A 20,031-nucleotide genomic window follows, 5' to 3' on the forward strand; every position below is an offset into this window, starting at 1 on the left:
TGCAACACGCAGATTCATCCGGTGCGCATGCTTCGGCCCTACTACACGAAACCCGTTAACTCCATGCACATAGGGCGAAGCGCCCCCATCGGGGGCTCGGGGGCTGGCCCCCGAGTCTGGGAGAGGCCAGGGCGCGGGGCGCTGCGTCCCTACAGCGCGCTGTGGCGCGCCTCCCACGCGGCGGCCCGCGCCGCATCCTCCGCGCAGCCGTCCAGCAGCGCCGCGATCTCCGCCCGCGCCCCCTCGGCCCCCGCGCCGATCAGCGCCAGCCGGTTCAGCGGGCGGGTCTGCTCGCGCGGGCGGAACGGTGTCAGCTCCAGACGCCCGCCCACGTAGTGCAGCTCGTCTGGCCAGGGCGCGTCCCCGCAGTGGACGACCCCCTTGGCCCGGTAGATCTGCGGCGGGAGGCTTGACATAACCTCTGTCAGCGCCGCCCGGCGCAGCGGCGTGTCGCCCTGCCACACAAAGCTGCCGAATCCGTCCAGCCCCAGGTGTCCCGGCGCGGCCGGCGGGTCATCGCCGGCCAGGCGCGGCCCGAAGAGCAGTTGTGGGTCGATGTTCCCGCCGGCGGCGCGGATGATCGGCGCGCGCGGGTTCAGCTCGCGCAGCCGCGCCTCGGCCCCGGCGATCTGCGCGGGGCTGGCCAGATCGACCTTGCTCAGCACCAGGATGTCGGCGGCGCGCAGCTGCCACTCGGCCACCGGCGAGGCCGCCAGGGCGGCGTCCAGCCCGTCGGCGGCGGCCACCGCCACCGCCGCGTCCAGCGGCAGCCCGGCGGCGCGGGCCTGGCGGATCATGCCGCCCGGCTCGGCCAGCCCCGTCGTCTCCACCACGATCTGCTCCGGGTCGGCCATGTCGATCAGCTCCTCCACGGCCACCAGGAAGTCGCTCCCCGCCGCACAGCAGATGCAGCCGCCGGTCAGCTCGACCATGGGCGGGCCGCCGGCGCGGCCCAGGGCCGGCCCGTCGAAGCCGGCCTGGCCGATCTCGTTCACCACCAGGGCGATCCGCCGGCCCGCGCCGCGCTCCAGCATCGCCCGCAGCAGCGTCGTCTTCCCGCTGCCCAGGAAGCCCGTCACAATCGTGATCCGTGGGGTCATGGCCCGCCCTCCGCGTAGCCGGTCAGCTCGACGTAGCCGCTGCCGCCGAGCGGCGCGCCGGCGCGGGTGCCCGTCACCTGCACCGCGCCCTCCCAGTAGACCACGCTCACTTGAAGCTCCTGGTCGGCCAGGTAAGGGATAATCTCCAGGTCGATCTGCTCGGCGGGGACGCGCAGCCTCCAGCGGGCCGGGTAGCTGGCCCCGCCGCGCGGGCTGCGCCAGCTGTCGAGGACATCGACCTGCACATCCTCGCGGCTCAGGCGAACCTGCGCCCCGTCGGCCGCCACCAGGCTGCCGGCGGTGTAGGGCGAGACCGCGCCGCCGGGCTGGCGCAGGCGGTAGAACATCAGGCTGGAGCCGTCATCCAGCTGGAGCGCGAACCAGTCCCAGCCGCTCACATCGCCCTCCAGACTGCTGGTGCTCCACTCGCGGTCCATCCAGCTCAGCCCGCTCACCCGGTAGCGCGTCTCGCCCACGCGCACCTCTCCCTCCGTCGCCATGCGCGGCAGTGAGTAGTAGTACGATGCGTTGCCCGGCGTCGGCCCCTTCTGGCTCAGCCCGGCGTCGCCCTGGAGCACCGGCGGCGCGCTGTTGACCGCCCGCAGGTCGATCGCCACGTCGCCCTGCGCCGCCCGCAGGCGCATATCCATGCCCTCGGGGCCGGCCCCCTCGACCGACCAGTTTTCTAGGAAGACCCGGAAGGGATCGCCGCTGGCCCCAGCGAGGCCGTCCGCGCCCCGGCTGAAGCGCTCATAGGCGTAGAACTGGTCGCCGGCTACATCGGCCAGGGCCAGGTGGCCCATGTAGATATCGCGGGTGGCCCAGGCCGAGTCCCGCGCGGGGGCCGTGGGGACAAGGGCGCGGCGGAAGAGCGTCAGCTGGTAGCCGAAGTGGCGGCCGGCGTCGTCGTCGAGATTGCCGGTGAAGTACCACCACTCGGTGAGGAACGCCGGGTGCGGGCCGTGGTCCTGCGGGAACGTGAAGGGTCGCGGCGCGAGGGCGCGCTCGTAGCCGGCGGTGGCGTCGGTACTCAGCGCCTCGATCGCCCCCAGCCGGGCGCGCACCTCCGGCTGGGCCGGGGCCGCGCATGCGGCCAGCAGCGCGAGGCAGATTATCAGCAGGCCGAGCAGAACCTTCGGGCCGCGCGGGCGGTATATGATCATGTGCATACATGTATTGTAGGGCCGAAGCATTGGCCCTGCAATGCTTCGGCCCTACTTGCGCCGCCAATGCTTCGGCCTTACTATAGGAAGATCGGTATGAGCGACTACCAAGACATTGAGGACGAGGCGCGGGTGCTGGTCGCGGTGGTGAGCCGCGTGCGCGACCTGGAGCTGGCCCGCGCCGAGGGCTGGTACCGCGTGCCCCTGGCCCGTCTGCCGGCCCGCTTCGCCGCCGACTTCCTGGCCTTCTACCAGACATCCGTGTTCGGCGCGGAGCGCTGGGCGGTGCGCTACTACGCGCCCGTGCTGCGCTACCGGATTGTCCTCCGCCGCGAGCTGCTGCCCGCCGAGCCCGATCACCCCCGCGCCGACGAGCGCTACTACCGGGTCGAGCTCGGCCCCCTGGAGGCGCTGCCCCTGCCGGTGCCCGCCGAGCGCCTGCGCCGGGTCAGCTTCATCAGCACCACCTTCGGCCAGCTGCGGCGCGCCCGCGATGTGTGCGAGCTGTTCCATCCCGACGAGGACGCCGCGCCCCCCGACGATATCTGGGGCGCCGGGATGGCCGGGAAAAGCCTGACGTAATTAATGTTGAATGCTGAATGTTGAATGTTGAATGTCCGGCATTCAACATTCAACATTCAGCATTCAACATTCAACATTACCTATGCACGCGATCATCGTCGCCAACGCGCCCGACTTCGACGCCGCGCCCTTCGCCGGGCTGCTGGCCTCCGCCGACCTGATCGTCGCCGCTGACGGCGGGGGCAACGCCCTGCGCGCCGCCGGGCTCACCCCCCACGTGGTGATCGGTGACCTCGACTCGCTTGAGCCGCAGGCCGAGGCGGCCTTCCGCGCCGCCGGCGTCGAGGTTATCCGCCTGCCCGCCGAGAAGGACGAGACCGACCTGGAGCTGGCCCTGCTGCTCGCCGTCGGCCGCGGCGCCGGTCAGATCGACATCCTCGGCGCCCTCGGTGGCCGCTGGGATCAGGGCCTGGCCAACGTGGCCATGCTCGCCCTGCCCGAGCTGGCCGGCCTGCGCGTGCGCCTGCTCGACGTCGCCCAGGAGGCCTTCCTGGTGCGCGGCGCATCCGACATCCCCGGCGCGGCGGGCGACACCGTCTCGCTGCTGCCCCTCGGCGGCCCGGCCTACGGCATCACCACCCGCGGCCTCTTCTACCCGCTGGACGGCGCGACCCTGCGCTTCGAGCGCTCGCGCGGCGTCAGCAATCTGATCACCGCCCCCCCCGCCCACGTCTCGGTGGGCGAGGGCATGCTGCTGGTGGTGCATCACACGGTACAGGCCGGCAGATAGCGTGATGATACGCGCTAGCAGGTTGTATATCTCTCAGGCATGCGCTACAACGAGTCTGTCGATGGTATCCGCCCTGTATGTGTGGGTCGGATCATCTCACGGAGGACTCCTTTGCGCACATTCAACATCGCCCTGTCGCTACTGGCGCTATCGCTGCTCATCGGCGTGGGGGCTGTGGCCCGCGCCGACACCACCCCCCGCCCCCAGATCGTCGGCGGCGCAGACGTGCCCGACCCCAACCCCTACACCTACCAGGTCTCGATCGGCACCGTTGACTCCTACTTCTGCGGCGGCTCGATCATCGCGGCTGACTGGGTGCTCTCGGCGGCCCACTGCTTTGTCGACGAGAATACCGGCGCTGTCACCGACGCCACGACCCTCGTGGTGCGGACAGGCATACGCAGTATTCAGGCTGGATTTGACGATACGACGGGGAACCGGGCTGTCGCGCAGCTGACCGTCCATCCTGCCTATGATCGGGGAACCTCCGCCAACGACATCGCCCTGCTCAAGCTCGCGGCGCCCGTCGACGCGGCCTGGATCGTCCCGCTGGCCGACGCGGCGAACGACCCGGCCCTGACCGTGCCGGGCACCAACGCTATCGCCACCGGCTGGGGCGGCACCATCGGCTATGGGCCGAATGACCCGACCCCGACCCAGCCCACCATCGACATCCTGCGGTTCGTAGAGATGCCGATCGCCAGCAACACGACCTGCGGGATCACGGCGACCCAGCTCTGCGCCGGCCTGCCCGGTGGCGGTGTCGACACCTGTCAGGGCGACAGCGGCGGCCCGCTCGTGGTGAGCGACGGTGCGGCCTGGTACATCCAGGTTGGCGTGGTGAGCAACGGCGCGGGCTGCGCGGCGCCGGGCTTCTATGGCACCTACACGCGGGTGGGCTCCTACCGCAGCTGGATCGACTCGACGATGAACCCGGTGGACCCGAGCACGATCATTCCGCGGGCCTACCTGCCGCTGATCGTGCGGTAGCCGACACCATACACCGTAGGGGCGCAGCGTGCTGTGCCCGCATGTAGCCCCTACGTCACATCCCCATGGCGGCCCGGCCGACCAGCTCCAGCGCGGCGTCGTCGCCGGGCGGGTGGGTCAGGCCGGCGCGGGCGTCGCGGAAGTAGCGCTCCAGGGGCAGCTGGCGGGTCAGGCCGAAGCCGCCGGCCACGCGCAGGGCCTGATCGCTGGCGCTGACGGCGGCGTTGGTGCAGAGGTACTTGGCGGCGGCGATCATTGGGGAGAGCGCCTCGCGGCCCTCGGGCGCGGCGTCCCAGCTGCGGGCCGTCTCGTGGAGCAGGGCGCGGGCGGCGCTGAGCTGCACCTGCATCTCGCCGACCCGGCGCTGGATCTGGGACAGGCTGGCGATCGGCCGGCCGAGGGCCGTGGGCGCGCGCTCGCGCGCGTAGGCCCCCGCGGCGTCACAGGCGGCCTGTCCCACCCCCAGGTAGGTGGCGGCCATCGTCAGGGCGAACCAGGCGTTCATGACGGCGGTCTTCTGGGCCGGGGCGACCCCGGCGGGCCGGCGGTCGACCAGCCAGGCGTCGGGCACGGGCACATCCTCCAGCCAGAGGTCGTTGCTGCCGCTGGCCCGCAGGCTGAGCGCGTCGCCCCAGGTCTCCTCCAGGCGCAGGCCGGGGCTGCCGGCGCGGATGATCGCGTTGCCGGTGCCGCCCTCGGGCATGCCGGGGCCGGGGGGCAGGGCCACGCTCACCACGAAGAAGCGCAGGGCCGGGGCCATGCTCACAAACTGCTTATGCCCGCTGACCCGCCAGCCGTCGCCCTGCGGGGTGGCCCGCGTGGCGGGCATGCCCCCGCGCGATGGGCTGCCCAGCTCGGGCTCGCTGGCCGCCGCGTTGATCAGCGCGCCCTCCCCGGCGATCTCGCGGCAGACCTGGGCGAAGATCGGGTCGGGCCAGCTGCGCGCCTCGGCCAGCCGGCCGATCAGGTGGACGGTCATATCCACCGCCATGGCCGTGGAGCCGTCGCCGCGGGCGAGGTGCTCCTGGGCCAGGGCCATCTCGAACAGGCCGGCCCCCTGGCCGCCATACTCGGCGGGAACCACCAGCCGCAGGTAGCCCGACTCGCGCAGGTCGGCGTAGTTCTCGTGGGGGAAGCTGCCGGCGGCGTCGTGCTGCGGGGCGCGGGCGGCGAAGCGGGCGGCCAGATCGTCGGCCAGGGCGACGATCTCGTGCTGGCGCGGGGTTAACATGCTCATCGGTGGGGGTTCTTTTTTGTGGGGGACTGGGCGGCGCAGCCGCCCAGTCCCCCACAAAAGCGGGTTTAGGGCGCAGCCCTAGATCTGATCCAGGTAGTCCTTCAGCAGCTTGCCGAGGCGCGGGTGCCGCAGCTTGCGCAGCGCCTTCACCTCGATCTGGCGGACGCGCTCGCGGGTGACGCCGAAGGCCTTGCCGACCTCCTCCAGGGTGCGCGGCTGGCCGTCGGAGAGGCCGTAGCGCAGCTCCAGCACGCGCCGCTCGCGCTCGGTGAGCTGGTCGAGGGCGGTGGCGATCTGCTGGCGCAGCATGCCGCTGGCGGCGGCGTCGTCGGCGTCGAGGGCGTGCGGGTCGGGGATGAAGTCGGCCAGGGTGCTGTCGGCCTCCTCGCCCACCGGCGTCGCCAGCGAGACCGGGTCCTGGGCGGTGCGGCGCAGCTCGCGCAGCTTCTCCTCGCTCATGCTGAGGAAGTGGGCCAGCTCGCTGTCGTTAGGCTCGCGGCCGAGGCTCTGGGTGAGCTGGCGGCGGGCGGCCTGGATGCGGTTGAGCGTCTCGCCGAGGTGGACGGGCAGGCGCACCAGGCGGCTCTGGTCGGCCAGGGCCCGCGAGAGCGCCTGCTTGATCCACCAGGTGGCGTAGGTGCTAAACTTAAAGCCCTTATCGTGGTCGAACTTCTCGATCGCCCGCAGCAGGCCGAGGCTGCCCTCCTGGATGAGGTCGAGCAGGGGCAGGCCGCGGTCGCGGTAGCGCTTGGCGATGCTGACCACCAGGCGCAGGTTCGCGGCGGCCATCTGCTGGCGCGCGTCGTTGCCCTGCTCAATCTGGCGGCGCAGCTGCTGGGCCTCGTTGCTATCGGTGCGCAGCTTGTCCTTCTTCATGTTCTCGAACTTTTCGGTGGCTTCCTGCCCGCGCTCGATCGCCTGGGCCAGGCGCTTCTCCTCGGCGGCGGTGAGCAGGGGCACCTGGCCGATCTCGCGCAGGTAGAGCCGGACGCTATCGCCGAGCAGTGCGTCGGAGAGCCCCTCGTCCAGGTCGTTCACCACGCCGCTCGTCGGCTCCTCTTCAGGCCCCGGATCGTCGGCGCTGTCGCGGACGGAGATGCTGGCCTCAGACAGGGCCGCGTAGATCGAGTCCATGACCGAGTCTACGACCTCGACGGCCTCCTCCGCGTTGGGCACGAGAGCCTGGATCTCTTCGAACGTGACAAAGCCGCGCTGTCGCCCAAGGGTCAGTAGGCCCTGCATGTCGGTCGGGTGGGGAGAGGAGCCACGCGCAGTGTCGGGTTGGGTCTGAGCCATAGCGTTATCCTTGACCGGGCGAATCGGCGTCGTGCCTGCCTACCGTACCGGAAGATCAGCATACGCTTGCAATGCCGTTGATACGGGTGCCGGGGTCGCCAGAGAGTGGAAGCAACTGGCTGTCGGGAAAAAGAACGGGGGACTGTGCCGATATTGCGCCTGTGGTTACATGTGGGGCGTATTGTAGCATACCTGCTGTCGGAGTGCAGATTACCTGCCTCCAACGGCAAGATCACATAGTACAAGCTACGAGAGGAGATCGCGCACCTCTGCGGCGCTGGCGCAGGCCAGGGCGCGGTCGGCCAGCTCCGTCGCCGCCGCGCCCTCGGCGGCGCGGATGGCCGCGCGCACCAGCGGCAGGCTATTCGGCCCACAGCTGAGCTCGTCCACGCCAAGGCCGATCAGCAGCGCGGTGGCCGCCGGGTCGCCCCCGAGCTCGCCGCAGACGGCCACGTGCCTCCCGTGGCGGTGGGCCGCCTCACAGGTCATGCGGATCAGGCGCAGCACCGCCGGGTCGAGCGGCTGGTAGAGCTCGTTGATCCGGCTGTTGCCGCGATCGCAGGCCAGGGTGTACTGGGTCAGGTCGTTGGTGCCGATGCTGAAGAAGTCGGCCTCGCGGGCCAGGGCCTCGGCGTTCAGCGCGGCCGCCGGCACCTCGATCATCACCCCAAGCTGCGGGCTGGCGGCCTGCTCCAGTCCCTCCTCCGCCAGCTGCTCCCTGGCCCGATCAAGCAGGGCGCGCGCCCGGCGTAGCTCGTCCACCGTGCTGACCATCGGCAGCATGATCCGGATGTCGGCCGCCGCCCCGGCGCGCAGCAGGGCGCGCAGCTGCGGCAGCAGGATCTCGGGCTGGCTCAGGCCGATGCGCAGGCCGCGCCAGCCCAGGAAGGGGTTGTCCTCGTGGGGCAGCGGGAAGGCCGGCAGGTGCTTGTCGCCACCCACGTCGAGCGTGCGCACGGTGATCGGCGCGCCGGGCAGCTCGGCGGCCACCGCCGTATAGAGCGCCAGCTGCTCCTCCTCGCCGGGCAGGTCGGGCCGCTCCAGGAAGAGCAGCTCGGTGCGCAGCAGGCCCACCCCGGCGGCCCCCCACGCGCGGGCGGCCAGCGCCTCGGCGGGCGTCGACGCGTTGGCCACCAGGGCCACCGCCCGGCCGTCGCGGGTGACGGCGGGCAGGCCGACATCGGCGCGCATAGCGTCCATGCGGGCGTCGATGTCGGCCCGGGCGCCCCGCAGCCGGGCCAGCGCCTCGGCGGGCGGGTCGATGTGCAGGCTGCCCGCCGCGCCGTCGAGGGCCAGGGCGACGCCCTCGGGCAGATCGAGCAGATCCTCGCCGAGGCCGACGACGGCCGGGATGCCGAGGGCGCGGGCCAGGATGGTGCTGTGGGCGGTGAGCCCGCCGGCGGCCAGGGCGAAGCCGAGCAGCCGCTCGCGGGGGGCGCTGATCAGGTCGGAGGGGCCGAGGTCGCGGGCGACCACCACCGCCGGGGCCTCCAGTCGCTCGGCGAGCCCCTTGGCCCCGGTGAGCCGGCGCTGCACCTGGCCGACCACATCGCGCACATCGGCGGCGCGGGCGCTCAGGTACTCGTCGCCGATCGCGATCAGCTCGGCGGCCTGCTCCTCGCCGGCCGCGCCGATCGCCTGGGCCGCGCCCATGCCGCCCTCGACGATCAGGGCCGCCGCACGCTCGCGCAGGCTCGGGTCTCCCAGGAGCATGCGGTGTGCGCCGAAGATCTCGGCCTCCTCGGCCTGCTCCTCGGCGCGCAGCTGCTCCTCAAGCGCGGCGATGGCGATATCGACCTCGGCGATCGCCGCGTCGAGGCGGGCCATCGCATCCTCGGGGCTCTCGGCCGCGGCCGCGCCCGCCGCCGACACGGGGTTGAACACTAGGGCCGGTCCGATCACGATCCCCGGCGCGGCGGCCAGCCCGCGCATGATCTGGGCTGTGGGCATATGTGTCATGTATCCCGTAGGGCCGAAGCATTTGGCTGGCTCGCAAAGCGAGCCAGCCAAATGCTTCGGCCCTACCCTTTACCGTATCCCCAAGACACTATGGGCGATCACGCCGCGCAGAATCTCCGAGGTGCCCTCGCCGATCGTCAGCAGGCGCGTGTCGCGGTACATCCGCTCGACGGGGAACTCCTGGCTGTAGCCGTAGCCGCCGAGGACCTGGATGGCGTCCCGGCAGACTTTCTCGGCGGCCTCGGAGGCGTAGAGCTTGGCGGCGGCGGCCTCCCGGCTGTAGGGCCGGCCCTGATCCTTCAGCCAGGCCGCCCGGTAGACGAGCAGGCGCGCCGCGCCGATGGCCACCTCCATATCGGCGATCATATTTGCCACCGACTGGTGCGCGCCGATCGGCTTGCCGAAGGCCTCGCGCTCGCGGGCGTAGCTCACGGCGGCCTCGTAGGCGCCCTGGGCCAGGCCCAGCGCCATCGCGCCGATGCCGACCCGCCCGCCGTCGAGCACCTGGAGGAACTGGATGAACCCCTTGCCGCGCTCGCCGAGCAGGTTCTCTCGCGGCACGCGCACATCATCCAGCTGGATCGCCGTCGTCACCGACCCGCGCAGGCCCATCTTGTGCTCGGGCTGGCCGAAGCTCATCCCCGGCGTGCCGCCCGGGATGATGATCGCGCTGATCCCGCGCTTGCCGCGCTCCCGGTCGGTCACGGCGGTGACGATGATATGGCCGGCGACGGGCGCGTTGGTGATCCACATCTTGCTGCCGTTGATCACCCACTCATCGCCTTTGAGCGCGGCGGTGGTGCGGGTTGCCCCTGCGTCGGAGCCGGCGTGGGGCTCGGTGAGGCCGAAGGCGGCCATGTATGTGCCCTCGGCGGCGGGCCTCAGGAAGCGCCGCTGCTGCTCGGGCGTGCCGAACATGGCGATCGGCGCGCTGCCCAGCCCGAGGTGGGCCGAGTAGGCGATCGCCGTCGACCCGCAGCAGCGGGCCACCTCCTCGATCGCAATCGCCGTGCTGACGCTGTCCACGCCCGCGCCGCCCAGCTCCTCGGGGAAGGGCAGCCCCATCAGCCCGAGCGCCGCCATCTTGCGGAATGTCTCGGCGGGGAACTCTCCGCTCTCATCGACGTGGCGGGCCTGGGGCGCGATCTCGCCCTCGGCGAACTCGCGCACCGTGCGCCGGATCATCGCCTGCTCGTCGGTCAGGTCAAAGTGCATCGTTGCCTCCACAACATGGCTGTGTCATCGATCTCTAGCGTAGCTACAGACAGATCGATTATACAACCATCAGCTCCACGCCCTCCATCGTCTCGGCGATCAGGTTGTCCACCACCGCCTTCAGGTCGCCGCCGCTCTCCTCAAACACCCGCAGCTGGCGGTCGGCGCTGGAGCCGTGCTCGGCGATGTGCAGCAGGTACTCGACCTCCTTGCGCGAGCCGAGCATGTCGACGACATCGTCCACCAGCTCGACCATCTCGTGGATGAGGGCCTTCGTCTCCACCTCGCTGCGCTTGCCGAAGTCGATCATCTTGCCGCCGAGGCCGTAGCGCTGCGCCCGCCACTTGTTCTCGTTGATCAGCGCCCGCCGGTAGACCCGGAAGGTCGTGTTGTGCTCAAACATCGTGTAGAACTTGACGATAACCGCCTGCATCATGGCCGCCAGGGCCAGGCACTCCTCGACCCTGGTGGCGATATCGCAGACGCGGAACTCCAGCGTGCCGAAGATCGGGTGCGGGCGCAGGTCCCACCAGATCTTCTTGCCGTTGTCGATGCAGCCGGTGCTGATCAGCAGCTCGATATAGCGCTCGAACTCGCCGGCCGAGGCGAAGGTCGGCGGGGTGCCGGTGCGCGGGAAGCCGCTGAAGATTAGGCTGCGGTAGGAGTGGAATCCGGTCTTGCGGCCCATCCAGAAGGGCGACGAGGTGCTGAGGGCCAGCAGGTGTGGGCAGATATAGCGGGCCACGTTCATCAGCTCGATCGCCACGTGGTTGCTGGGCATACCGATGTGGGTGTGCATCCCGAAGATCAGCAGCTGGAGCGCGGCGTCCTGCATCTCCCCAACCACCGCGTCGTAGCGCTCGTGGGGCGTGATCTCCTGGGTCATCCACGAGGAGAAGGGGTGGGTGCCGGCGGCGACGATCTTCAGGCCGTGGCGGGCGGCCAGCCCGGCGATCGTGCCGCGCAGGTGGAGGATCTCCGCCCTGGCCTCCGAGATCGTCCGGCAGGGCCGCGTGCCCACCTCCACAATGCTCTGGTGCATCTCGGGCTTGATCTGCTCGCGCAGGATCATCTGGCCCGGCTCGAGGATCTGCGTGATGTAGGAGCGCAGCTCGCGCGTCTCCGGGTCGACGATCTGGTACTCCTCCTCGATCCCCAGGGTAAACGCGAAGTCCGGGTCCATCGGGTTGTACACGCTCACGGCGCTCTCCTCGGTTCTGTGATCGGTTAGGAGACAGGGGATAGGGGATAGGGAACAGGGAACAGGGAACAGGGAACAGGGAACAGGGAACAGGGAACAGGGAACAGGGAACAGGGAACAGGGAACAGGGTCTGGTTGGGATGTAGATATTATACACGGAGATGCTTTTGGGTGTCGCTTGCCCGGACATACGGATGCTGGTAGCATACGTATGTCCCCTGTCCCCTGTCCCCTGTCCCCTGTCCCCTAGTGCGAGGTGCTATGGATGTCGAACGCTTTCGCCCGGCCGCCGAGCGCTGCCTGGCCGGCGCGCGGATGGGCGGGCTCGTGCTGGCGGCGGCCGCCGGCGACGATGCGCCCCAGTCGCTCGCCCTCGGCGCCGACGCCGCCGGGGCCGCCCTCGCCGCCAACACCCTGTTCATCACGGCCTCGATCACCAAGCTTGCCACCGCCCTGGCCGTCCTGCGCCTGGCCGACCTCGGCGCCCTCGGCCTCGACGCCGCCCTGGCCGCGCACCTTCCCGACGCCGCCGCGGCCCAGCCCGGCGTGACCCTGCGGCGCATCCTGAGCCACAGCGCCGGGCTGCCGGTGGACGTGCGCGCCGAGCGGGCGCCCTACCGCATCGGGCTAGGCTGGCCCCAGCTGGCCGCGGCCTGCCTCGCCGAGCCGCCGGTGGCCGCGCCGGGCAGCGTGGTTCAGTACGGGAACGTGGGCTACGGGCTGGCCGCCGTGATCGTCGAGCGGCTCTCCGGCATGCCCTTTGCCGCCGCCCTTCAGGATCTGGTGCTCGGCCCGCTCGGCGTCGAGGGCTACCTGGGCGACGAGCCGCCGCGCGCCCCGGCCCTGCTGGCCGATATTCGCGGCAGCAATCCGCCGGAGCTTGCGCCGTTCAACTCGGCCTTCTACCGCTCGCTGGCCCTGCCCTGGGCCTGCCTGGTGACGACGGCCGAGGGCGCGCTGGCCCTGGTGCGGGCCTTCGCTGGCCGGCCGGCCGGCTTCCTCTCGCCCGCGACCCTGGCCGACGCGCGGCGCAGCCAGACCGACGGCCTGCCGGGCGGGGCGGCCCCGCCGCTCTGGTACGCCGCGTGCCCCTGGGGCGTCGGCCCCGACATCCGCGGCGCCAAGCAGCCCCACTGGGCGCCGCCAAACGCCGCGCCCGAATCCTTCGGCCACGCCGGCGCCTCGGGCTGCATCGCCTGGCACGACCCGGCCAGTGACACCAGCTACGCGATTATGGGCACGAGGACGGCCACCAACGGCTGGCTGCTGCGCCACGCCACCACGCTGGGCGACGCGCTGATCGAGGGGCGCGCCCGCACCTAAAATCTTGTACTGCCGAAATGTGCCAGCGAAGCTGGCACATTTCGGCAGTACAAAGCGGGGCATAGGCTGGCAGCATCGCGCGCTACGCGCCGCCCTCCTGGCGGATCACCTCGATCGTGCGGGCGAGCCGCCGGTCGAGGGGGTAGGCCTGCCCGCCGATACGGATAGTGATCGGGCCGTCGAAGGGCGCGCTCTCGACGACCCGCACGCAGCTGCCGGGGGTGAGGCCGAGCCCCGCGAGGTAGCGCAGCCGGTCGGCGCTCTGGTCGCGCACGCGCGCGATGCGGGCGCACTCGCCCACCGCCAGGTCGGCCAGGCGGATGTCGTCGCTCGGCGGCAGCCGGCCCTCCAGCGTCGGGATCGGGTCGCCGTGCGGGTCGACATTCGGGTTGCCGAGGTGTGCGGCGATGCGGGCCTCCAGCTTCTCGCTGATATGGTGCTCCAGCCGCTCCGCCTCCTCGTGGACCTCGTCCCAGCTATAGCCGAGCGCCTCCACCAGGTACAGCTCAAGCAGGCGGTGGTGGCGGATCACCTCAAGGGCGATCCGCTCGCCGCCGGAGGTGAGCTGGACGCCCTGGTAGGGCGTGTGCTGGACCAGGCTCATCTCGGCGAGCTTCTTGATCATGCCGGTGACGGACCCCGGCTTAAAGCCGCGCTGCTCGCCGAGCATGGAGGTGGTGACCACGCCGCCCTGCTGCTGGAGCGTGTAGATCGCCTTGAGGTAGTCCTCGATCGCCGGCGTGACACGGCTGCTCTGGTGGATCTGCTCGTCGGGTGCCGTCATCGACTGCGCCTCCTTCCCGAGGAGTGTCTGCGCCACTGCGTTCGCTTCTGGCAACTGTACCATAATCTCGCCTGGTTTGCATGCTGGCGCGCTGCGTGCTATCCTACGTCGTCAGAGCGGCAGCTACGCCGATCATCCCATTCGCCCCGGCTGAGATAGAGGTGCTCGACGATGACCATCACCGATCGTATGCTCACGGGCGCAATCGCCAATAACCCCGCCAACTATGATGGCGACGGCGAGTGGCGCTACTCCATCCCCCACAAGTCACTGTACTTCACCCGCGCATCCGCCGCCGACGCGCGCGATAGCGAGCCCTGGTTCCCGCTGCCCTCGCTCAACCCCGACGGCTCACGCCGCATGGAGCTGGCCTTCCAGCAGTTCATCCAGCGCCGCTGGCCGCCGAGCCGGCGGGCCGAGCTTGAGCGCTTCGCCGAGCGGCGCGGCTGGAACCTGGCCATGGAGCTGAAGTACGGCGGCGGCGCCCTGGAGGATAAGGAGGCCGAGGAGTGGCAGTACGTGGTCAACCGCGAGCTCCAGCGCCTCGCCCAGCAGGTGCGCCAGAAGATCGCTGAGATCGGGCAGGGCTGACAAACAACCAAGCGGCCTCAGACAGGCCGATTCAGCGGCCTTCGCAGACTGAGCCCGCCCGTTTACGGGCCGGGCGCTTTCTGCGCTACAGCCCCCCAGTGAATCGGTACTCCCTGGTCCTCACCACGCCGAGGATGCGGTAGGTTGCCGTGGCGCAGATCGCGTGCGGCCCGGCGGCCGCGCCGCCAACCGGCACCTCGGCCTCGGTCGCCTCGCCGTCGGTGGTGATGCTGCCGGACGCGCCGGCGCCCAGGCTCAGGTCGAAGATGATGCTCTGGGGCCGGGCACCCGCGCCATAGCCCCAGCTGAACCTGGCGTAGGCCGGCCCATCGCCGCTGACCCCGTTCAGGCGCAGGTTGCGCACGCTCGCCGGCAGGAGCGCCCCCCGCCACACCACTGCGGTCAGCACGCCCCAGAAAGCGATCCAGAACCCTCTTCGCATCAGTGCCCCCTACTCGTCGTCGTCGTCATCCTCGCCCGCATCGTCGGCCTGCGCGTCGCCGTGGGGCAGCCTGATCTGGCGCCGCTCCGGGTCGGCCTGCTGGCGGTAGAGCGTGGCCACGTGGCCGATCAGGATCACCAGGGAGCTGCCCGTCTCCTCCAGGATCGTCGCGGTGAGCTGCTTGCGCTCATCCTTATGCTCCAGGAAGCGCACCTTGATCAGCTCGTGGGCGTCGAGCTCGCGGTTGACCTTATCGACGATCTGTTCGGTGAGCCCCTGCTTGCCCAGCATCACCGTGGGCTTGAGCGGGTTGGCGAGCTTGCGCAGGAAGTTGCGCTGGCGTTTTGTGATCTCTTGCATGTCGCTCCTAGTGCAATTGCAGATTGCAGATTGCAGATTGCAGATTGCAGATTGCAGATGGGTGTGGAGCGGCGAAGCCGCCTCATCACCTCATCACCTCATCACCTCATCACCTCATCACCTCATCACCTCATCACCTCATCACCTCATCACCTCATCACCTCATCACCTCATCATCTCAGTGTCTCAGCGCCTCAGCGCCTCAGTGATACCGCCCGCGCATATCGTTCAGGCGGACGGTGAGCACATCGCGCAGATTGCGCAGCGAGTCGCGCAGGGGGCTCACCTTCGTCTCGGTGCCGTAGTGCCAGGGCACCGGGACCTCGGCGATGCGGTAGCCGCAGCGGATCGCCAGGAAGAGCAACTCGACATCGTAGGCGGTCACGGCGGCGCCGCGCAGCACCGGCGCATCATCGCCGTAGATCCGCACGCGCCGGAAGAGATCCTGGGCGGCGGCGCGGGTCATGGCCTTGAACCCACACTGGGTGTCGTTAATGCCTCGGATCGCCACGCTGCGGATGATCAGGTTGAACACGCGCCCCATCACGTGGCGGTACCATGGCTCGCCCTGGCGCGTGGCGCCAAGCCCCTCGCGCGAGCCGATCACCACCTCGTTGCCGGCGACTAGTCGGGCGTACATCGTCCCCCACTCGCTGATCGGCACGGCCAGGTCGGCGTCGCAGAGCAGCACGTAGGCGCCGCGGGCGGCAAGCGCCCCCGCCCGCACGGCGAAGCCCTTGCCGCGATGGTCGCGGCGCAGCACCCGCACGCCCGGGTGCGCCTCGGCGATGTCCGCTGTCCTATCGCTGCTGCCATCGTCCACCACCAGCACCTCGCTGGCGTAGCTCTGGCGCGCCAGGTAGCTCATCACGCTTGCAAGGGTTGCCGGCAGGCGACCCTCCTCATTGTAGGCCGGGATGACCACGGAGAGCAATGGTGCTTCGAGGGACACAGGATCTCACTTTGGCCGCCGGTCACCGGCGGGTGACCAGCGCACAATCGCGTCGGCGAGGGGGGAGTCAGTCTGTGCGGCGGCTATCTTCCGCCGCTTGGCGAGGAAGCGCGGCATGTGGCGCAGGGCGGCCAGGTGGCCGCGCAGGCGGGCGCGGGCGGCCGGCTCGCGCAGGTGGCGCACGCTCTGGAGCATAAAGCCGAGCTGCGAGCGCAGCAGATCGGGCCAGTGCCGGCGGGCCAGGCCGCCGGGCATATTCTTCACCCAGACCAGCGCGAAGTTCCGGCCGCAGTAGTAGCTGGCCAGGGACCCGCCGCCGGTGGCGCTCAGCTTATGGTAGATCACGGCCGTCGGCACAAAGATCGTCCTGAGCCCAGCCCGCCGCGCCCGCAGGTTCAGATCTACATCCTCGCAGTACATCACCAGGTCCTCATCGAAGATATGGCCGTCCTCCGCGAGCGACTCAAGGGCGCCGCGCCGGTATGCCGCCGCTCCCGCGCACGGGCCGAACACCTCGCTCACCATATCGTACTGGCCGGTGTCGCGCTCCCAGACCCCGCGCGACCCGGGCTCGCCGAAGACCTGGTAGTAGTCTCCCGCAGAGTGTATGTGGTCGCGCCGGTCGAAGAGCATAAGCTTGCTCGCGGCGAAGGCGTACTGCGGCCGGCGCTCCAGTGCGCCCACGAGCTGGTCGAGCCAGCGTGGGTCTGCCTCAGTGTCGTTGTTGAGCAGCACCACATACGGCGCGGCGGTGGCGGCGATCCCGGCGTTCACGGCGATCGCCAGGCCCTGGTTGCGCGGTCGGGCCAGGACGCGGACTTCAGGGTATCGCTCGGCGAGCAGCGCCAGCGAATCATCGCGGCTGCCGTCGTCGACCACCGTCACCGTGAAGTCCTGGCGGCTCTGGGCGCGCAGGGCGTCGAGGCAGGTGGGCAGCAGCGAGGCACCGTTATAGTTGGGGATGATGACGTCGATCATGCCAGCGTTGCGAGGTAGGCCGCGAGGGCCTCCTGCCAGGGGCGGAGGGCGACGCCGAGATTGGCGCCGGCGATATTGGCCAGGGGCGTGTAGGGCGGCGGGGCGCTATCGCGCCGATAGTCGGCCAGCCTGATGGGCGCGATCGGCACATCGGTGCGGCCGGCCATCTGAAGGATCGTGCTGGCGAAGGCGTGGCGCGAGCAGGCCCCCTCATTCACCAGATGGTAGGTGCCGTAGCATCCGGTGTCGATCAAGCGCGCGACCCCCTTGGCCACATCGGCGCAGTAGGTCGGGCTGCCCACCTCATCATCCACCATGCGCAGGCCGCCCTCGGGCGGGCTGGCGGCCAGGCGCAGCACCGTGCGCACAAAGTTGCGTTCGCCGCCATAGAGCCAGGCCACCCGCACAATATAGAAGTCGCGCAGCAGCTCGCGCACGGCGAGCTCGCCGGCCCACTTCGAGCGGCCATAGGCGTTGATCGGCGCGGCCTGATCATACTCCAGGTAGGGCCGGCCGGCGTCGCCGGCGAAGACCTCGTTCGTGCTGATATAGAGCAGCGGGGCGCCGAGGCGGCGGCATGCCAGGGCGACATACTTTGTCCCCAGCGCATTCACCCGATAGGCGCGCTCAGGGTCACGGGCGCAGCCGTCCACATTCGTGTAGGCCGCCGGGTGGATCACCAGGTCTGCGCCGGTCGCGGCGATCTGTTCAATCGCCTGTGGGCTGCCAAGCTCAAGCTGCTCGTGCCCGAGCAAGGCCAGCTCGTTCCCGTCGGCCAGCTCGGCTACGAGCGCGTGGCCAAGCTGGCCTCGCGCGCCGGTGATCGCAATACGCACGTGTCTCCTCCTCTGCCCCTCATCATCAGGCAGACAGAGTAGCAGATCGTGAGAAGAGCGTCAAACTACTGGCTTGCCAGCGGGAGTGTGATCTCGACCACCACGCCGGGGCCGTCGCCGCGGTTGGCGATCGCGCAGCGGCCGCCCGCCGCATAGACGATGCGGGCCACCAGGGCCAGCCCGAGCCCCATGCCCTCAACCTGGCCGGTGAAGCTGCGCTCTCCCTGATAGTAGGGCCGCCATGCCGAGGCGATCTGCTCTGGCGAGAGGCTCGTCCCATCATCGGCGATCCGCAGCGTGATCTGGCCCTCTGTGGCGGGCGTGATCGTCACATGCACCAGCGGGTCGTGGTCGGGGTGAAATTTTCGCGCGTTCTTAAGAAGCTCTCGCAGGGTCACATCCAGGCTATGGCGGGCGACGGTGATCCTGCGGTGGTCGTCGGTGCTGTCGCGGATCGTCTCGACATGCGCGATCTGGAGGTCGCTGGCGATCTCGGCAACCATCGCGTCGATATCATCGAGGGTGATCTGGTCGCTTCCATAGAGGTCGGCCGGGGGGCGCAGGTAGTTGAGGATGTCATCGATCTCGCCCTGGAGCCGGCGGGCGCCGGCGATCGCCACCCCGGCGATGCGCGCCATACCGGCGCGATCCATCGAGGTGTTGCTGTCGCTGATCAGGTTCAGCCCGCCGAGGATGCTCGCCAGGGGCGTGCGCATCTTGTGGGCGACCATCGCGTGGAAGGTCCACATATCGCGCTGCGAGGTGATCTGTGCGGTCACATCGCGGAGCCGCACCACATGTCGGTCGTCGCCGCTCGGGGGATGGGTGGCCAGGTCCACCTGGAGCCAGAACTCGGCGGCAGTGGCTGTCTCGGGGCGCACCAACATGCGCGGCGCGCCGGCGGGGAGCGGCTGCGGCCAGCTGGCCCACGCCTGCTGCGGGGCGAGGCTGTACTGGCGGGCGACGTGGCCGAGAAAGGTCCCCGGCTCGTCGTCGATGATGCTCAGCAGCTCGCGCGCCCGCTGGTTGCTGTACTGGATGCGGTCGTCTTCGGTGATGATCAGGTAGCCGTCATCGGACTGCTCGACCACCCAGGCGAATCGCGCCTTCTCAACGGCGGTGCGCTCCTGCTCCTCAAGCAGCAGCCGGTAGCGGTTGAGCCGGAGCACGGTGGAGACGCGGGCGCGCAGCTCGACATAATCGAACGGCTTGCCAATGAAGTCATCAGCACCGACCTCGAACCCGCGCAGGCGCGAGGCGCGATCATCCAGCGCGGTGATCATAATCACCGGCACCTTCGCGAGCCGGGGGTCGGCGCGCAGCGCCTGGCAGACGCTGAACCCGTCCATGCCCGGCATCATCACATCGAGCAACACCAGATCTGGCTGGTTGGCGGCGGCGAGCTCAAGCGCCTCGCTACCATTGATTGCGCAGAAGATGCGATAGTCAAGTGGGCGCAGAAGGTCGGAGAGGATCGCCAGGATCTGCGGGTTATCATCGACCAGGAGGATCGTGCTGCGATCCATATGCTCTCTGTGGTTACGCTACGTGATACTCTAGCCCGGCTACGCCGCGATCATTGCGTGGAAGAATAGCTCCAGTATACGCGATGTCGCGCCGCACCCCAGTCGTTTCATCGGCCTGCCTAGATCGGCCCGACTCGTCCGCGGGCGGCCTGGACGATGCGCAGCAGCTCCTCATCATTCGGCCCGCCGCCGTGCTCCTCCCACCAGATCCGATACCAGCGCAGGTTCTCGGTGAAGGCCCAGATCACCTCCTCATTGCTGAGGGGCGGCACGCGATGCCGTAGATCAACCATCACTTCCTGGCGATCACTGTCGCTCAGCTCTTCGATAGACTCGAGGATGCGCTCAGCGCGCAGCAAGAAGATCTCACGCTCGATCGTGGGGAATTGATCGCCGATCTGGCGGATGTTACCGAGGTAACAGATGGTGCGCTGTCGTGGCGCGCCTTTCTGATCACGGTAGCTCTCGACAAGGTATGCGTCGAAGAAGCTTGTGTCGGCGATGTTGGCGTTCTTATGCCGCCGGACGATCCAGCGCACGTACATATCCAGGCTCCGTAGGTCGGAAAATTTTGCTTATTATAGCATGGATTTCACTGGAGTTGAATAATATGACAATGCCGTCCATGCCTTTCTGACCAATGGCGCGCGGGTGTCACAGATATCATACAAAAAAATGGTAGGGGTGGCAACGCCATCCCCAAAGAGGCTTTGTGGAGGTTGTGGCGACTGCGCCGCCACAACCTCCACAAAACCGAGCCTGGGGC

Annotated in this window: 20 protein-coding genes; 5 read left to right on the forward strand and 15 right to left on the reverse strand. The window is 69.4% G+C overall.

Annotated features, from left to right (window positions below; translation table 11 throughout):
• Positions 1-149: 149 nt before the first annotated feature.
• On the reverse strand, positions 150-1,100 hold the full coding sequence (locus tag K2Z83_RS00345; protein ID WP_220593198.1) for a GTP-binding protein: 951 nt from the start codon (positions 1,098-1,100) through the stop codon (positions 150-152).
• Positions 1,097-2,269, reverse strand: coding sequence for a lipocalin-like domain-containing protein (locus tag K2Z83_RS00350; RefSeq protein ID WP_255603036.1), 1,173 nt, complete (start codon positions 2,267-2,269; stop codon positions 1,097-1,099). The genes K2Z83_RS00345 and K2Z83_RS00350 overlap by 4 nt, the downstream gene beginning before the upstream one ends.
• A 90-nt stretch (positions 2,270-2,359) precedes the next feature.
• On the opposite strand from K2Z83_RS00350, the gene K2Z83_RS00355 reads away from it, so the two are divergent.
• The 3 genes from K2Z83_RS00355 to K2Z83_RS00365 all read left to right on the forward strand — a co-directional run bounded on the left by K2Z83_RS00355 (position 2,360) and on the right by K2Z83_RS00365 (position 4,565).
• Positions 2,360-2,845, forward strand: a complete 486-nt coding sequence (locus tag K2Z83_RS00355; RefSeq protein WP_220593199.1) for a hypothetical protein — start codon at positions 2,360-2,362, stop codon at positions 2,843-2,845.
• 31 nt (positions 2,846-2,876) lie between these two features.
• Entirely contained in the window at positions 2,877-3,575 is a 699-nt protein-coding gene (locus K2Z83_RS00360) for a thiamine diphosphokinase (RefSeq protein WP_255603037.1), read from the forward strand.
• A gap of 111 nt (positions 3,576-3,686) precedes the next feature.
• Positions 3,687-4,565: a serine protease gene (locus K2Z83_RS00365; protein WP_220593200.1), complete on the forward strand. Its 879-nt coding sequence runs from the start codon at positions 3,687-3,689 to the stop codon at positions 4,563-4,565.
• Between the two features lie 55 nt (positions 4,566-4,620).
• On the opposite strand, the gene K2Z83_RS00370 is transcribed toward K2Z83_RS00365, so the two are convergent.
• From K2Z83_RS00370 to K2Z83_RS00390, 5 genes are all read right to left on the reverse strand, one after another.
• The gene (locus tag K2Z83_RS00370; RefSeq protein ID WP_220593201.1) at positions 4,621-5,802 is read right to left on the reverse strand and encodes an acyl-CoA dehydrogenase family protein; all 1,182 of its coding nucleotides are present in this window, start codon (positions 5,800-5,802) and stop codon (positions 4,621-4,623) included.
• A 78-nt stretch (positions 5,803-5,880) separates the two neighbouring features.
• Positions 5,881-7,098, reverse strand: a complete 1,218-nt coding sequence (gene rpoD, locus K2Z83_RS00375) for an RNA polymerase sigma factor RpoD (protein WP_220593202.1) — start codon at positions 7,096-7,098, stop codon at positions 5,881-5,883.
• A gap of 246 nt (positions 7,099-7,344) precedes the next feature.
• Entirely contained in the window at positions 7,345-9,048 is a 1,704-nt protein-coding gene (gene ptsP / locus K2Z83_RS00380) for a phosphoenolpyruvate--protein phosphotransferase (RefSeq protein ID WP_220593203.1), read from the reverse strand.
• 78 nt (positions 9,049-9,126) lie between these two features.
• Complete coding sequence (locus K2Z83_RS00385) at positions 9,127-10,272, reverse strand: acyl-CoA dehydrogenase (RefSeq protein ID WP_220593204.1); 1,146 nt, start codon at positions 10,270-10,272, stop codon at positions 9,127-9,129.
• Positions 10,273-10,330: 58 nt separating this feature from the next.
• Positions 10,331-11,473: a carboxylate-amine ligase gene (locus K2Z83_RS00390; RefSeq protein WP_220593205.1), complete on the reverse strand. Its 1,143-nt coding sequence runs from the start codon at positions 11,471-11,473 to the stop codon at positions 10,331-10,333.
• A 261-nt stretch (positions 11,474-11,734) separates the two neighbouring features.
• Between K2Z83_RS00390 and K2Z83_RS00395 the strand changes: the two genes are divergently transcribed.
• Complete coding sequence (locus tag K2Z83_RS00395; RefSeq protein WP_220593206.1) at positions 11,735-12,796, forward strand: serine hydrolase; 1,062 nt, start codon at positions 11,735-11,737, stop codon at positions 12,794-12,796.
• A gap of 82 nt (positions 12,797-12,878) precedes the next feature.
• Here the strand turns inward: K2Z83_RS00395 and K2Z83_RS00400 are convergent, their stop codons facing one another.
• Positions 12,879-13,580: a metal-dependent transcriptional regulator gene (locus K2Z83_RS00400; RefSeq protein WP_220593207.1), complete on the reverse strand. Its 702-nt coding sequence runs from the start codon at positions 13,578-13,580 to the stop codon at positions 12,879-12,881.
• A gap of 171 nt (positions 13,581-13,751) precedes the next feature.
• Between K2Z83_RS00400 and K2Z83_RS00405 the strand changes: the two genes are divergently transcribed.
• Positions 13,752-14,171 carry a hypothetical protein gene (locus K2Z83_RS00405; protein WP_220593208.1) on the forward strand — a complete coding sequence of 140 codons (420 nt, stop codon included), beginning with the start codon at positions 13,752-13,754 and terminating at the stop codon, positions 14,169-14,171.
• Between the two features lie 85 nt (positions 14,172-14,256).
• Here the strand turns inward: K2Z83_RS00405 and K2Z83_RS00410 are convergent, their stop codons facing one another.
• From K2Z83_RS00410 to K2Z83_RS00440, 7 genes are all read right to left on the reverse strand, one after another.
• Positions 14,257-14,613, reverse strand: a complete 357-nt coding sequence (locus tag K2Z83_RS00410) for a hypothetical protein (RefSeq protein WP_220593209.1) — start codon at positions 14,611-14,613, stop codon at positions 14,257-14,259.
• 9 nt (positions 14,614-14,622) lie between these two features.
• Positions 14,623-14,973 carry a YhbY family RNA-binding protein gene (locus K2Z83_RS00415; RefSeq protein ID WP_220593210.1) on the reverse strand — a complete coding sequence of 117 codons (351 nt, stop codon included), beginning with the start codon at positions 14,971-14,973 and terminating at the stop codon, positions 14,623-14,625.
• Positions 14,974-15,175: 202 nt separating this feature from the next.
• On the reverse strand, positions 15,176-15,925 hold the full coding sequence (locus K2Z83_RS00420) for a dolichyl-phosphate beta-glucosyltransferase (RefSeq protein WP_220593211.1): 750 nt from the start codon (positions 15,923-15,925) through the stop codon (positions 15,176-15,178).
• Between the two features lie 6 nt (positions 15,926-15,931).
• Complete coding sequence (locus K2Z83_RS00425; RefSeq protein ID WP_220593212.1) at positions 15,932-16,903, reverse strand: glycosyltransferase family 2 protein; 972 nt, start codon at positions 16,901-16,903, stop codon at positions 15,932-15,934.
• A complete protein-coding gene (gene rfbD / locus K2Z83_RS00430; RefSeq protein WP_220593213.1) occupies positions 16,900-17,739 on the reverse strand; it encodes a dTDP-4-dehydrorhamnose reductase in 840 nt (279 codons plus the stop codon). Before rfbD ends, K2Z83_RS00425 begins: the two co-directional genes overlap by 4 nt.
• Positions 17,740-17,804: 65 nt before the next feature.
• Positions 17,805-19,265, reverse strand: coding sequence for a response regulator (locus tag K2Z83_RS00435; RefSeq protein ID WP_220593214.1), 1,461 nt, complete (start codon positions 19,263-19,265; stop codon positions 17,805-17,807).
• A 119-nt stretch (positions 19,266-19,384) separates the two neighbouring features.
• A complete protein-coding gene (locus K2Z83_RS00440; RefSeq protein ID WP_220593215.1) occupies positions 19,385-19,810 on the reverse strand; it encodes a hypothetical protein in 426 nt (141 codons plus the stop codon).
• Positions 19,811-20,031 lie beyond the last annotated feature (221 nt).

Source organism: Oscillochloris sp. ZM17-4 (assembly GCF_019599295.1).
Classification (GTDB): domain Bacteria; phylum Chloroflexota; class Chloroflexia; order Chloroflexales; family Chloroflexaceae; genus Oscillochloris.

Excerpts from the sequence above, each read along its gene's own strand:
- K2Z83_RS00415 (WP_220593210.1), bottom strand. The coding sequence starts at position 14,973 with ATGCAAGAGATCACAAAACGCCAGCGCAACTTCCTGCGCAAGCTCGCC.
- K2Z83_RS00400 (WP_220593207.1), bottom strand. The coding sequence starts at position 13,580 with ATGACGGCACCCGACGAGCAGATCCACCAGAGCAGCCGTGTCACGCCG.
- K2Z83_RS00370 (WP_220593201.1), bottom strand. The coding sequence starts at position 5,802 with ATGAGCATGTTAACCCCGCGCCAGCACGAGATCGTCGCCCTGGCCGAC.
- rpoD (WP_220593202.1), bottom strand. The coding sequence starts at position 7,098 with ATGGCTCAGACCCAACCCGACACTGCGCGTGGCTCCTCTCCCCACCCG.
- K2Z83_RS00425 (WP_220593212.1), bottom strand. The coding sequence starts at position 16,903 with ATGATCGACGTCATCATCCCCAACTATAACGGTGCCTCGCTGCTGCCC.
- ptsP (WP_220593203.1), bottom strand. The coding sequence starts at position 9,048 with ATGCCCACAGCCCAGATCATGCGCGGGCTGGCCGCCGCGCCGGGGATC.
- K2Z83_RS00440 (WP_220593215.1), bottom strand. The coding sequence starts at position 19,810 with ATGTACGTGCGCTGGATCGTCCGGCGGCATAAGAACGCCAACATCGCC.
- K2Z83_RS00435 (WP_220593214.1), bottom strand. The coding sequence starts at position 19,265 with ATGGATCGCAGCACGATCCTCCTGGTCGATGATAACCCGCAGATCCTG.
- K2Z83_RS00385 (WP_220593204.1), bottom strand. The coding sequence starts at position 10,272 with ATGCACTTTGACCTGACCGACGAGCAGGCGATGATCCGGCGCACGGTG.
- K2Z83_RS00345 (WP_220593198.1), bottom strand. The coding sequence starts at position 1,100 with ATGACCCCACGGATCACGATTGTGACGGGCTTCCTGGGCAGCGGGAAG.
- K2Z83_RS00410 (WP_220593209.1), bottom strand. The coding sequence starts at position 14,613 with ATGCGAAGAGGGTTCTGGATCGCTTTCTGGGGCGTGCTGACCGCAGTG.
- K2Z83_RS00405 (WP_220593208.1), top strand. The coding sequence starts at position 13,752 with ATGACCATCACCGATCGTATGCTCACGGGCGCAATCGCCAATAACCCC.
- K2Z83_RS00355 (WP_220593199.1), top strand. The coding sequence starts at position 2,360 with ATGAGCGACTACCAAGACATTGAGGACGAGGCGCGGGTGCTGGTCGCG.
- K2Z83_RS00350 (WP_255603036.1), bottom strand. The coding sequence starts at position 2,269 with ATGCACATGATCATATACCGCCCGCGCGGCCCGAAGGTTCTGCTCGGC.
- K2Z83_RS00360 (WP_255603037.1), top strand. The coding sequence starts at position 2,877 with ATGTCCGGCATTCAACATTCAACATTCAGCATTCAACATTCAACATTA.
- K2Z83_RS00395 (WP_220593206.1), top strand. The coding sequence starts at position 11,735 with ATGGATGTCGAACGCTTTCGCCCGGCCGCCGAGCGCTGCCTGGCCGGC.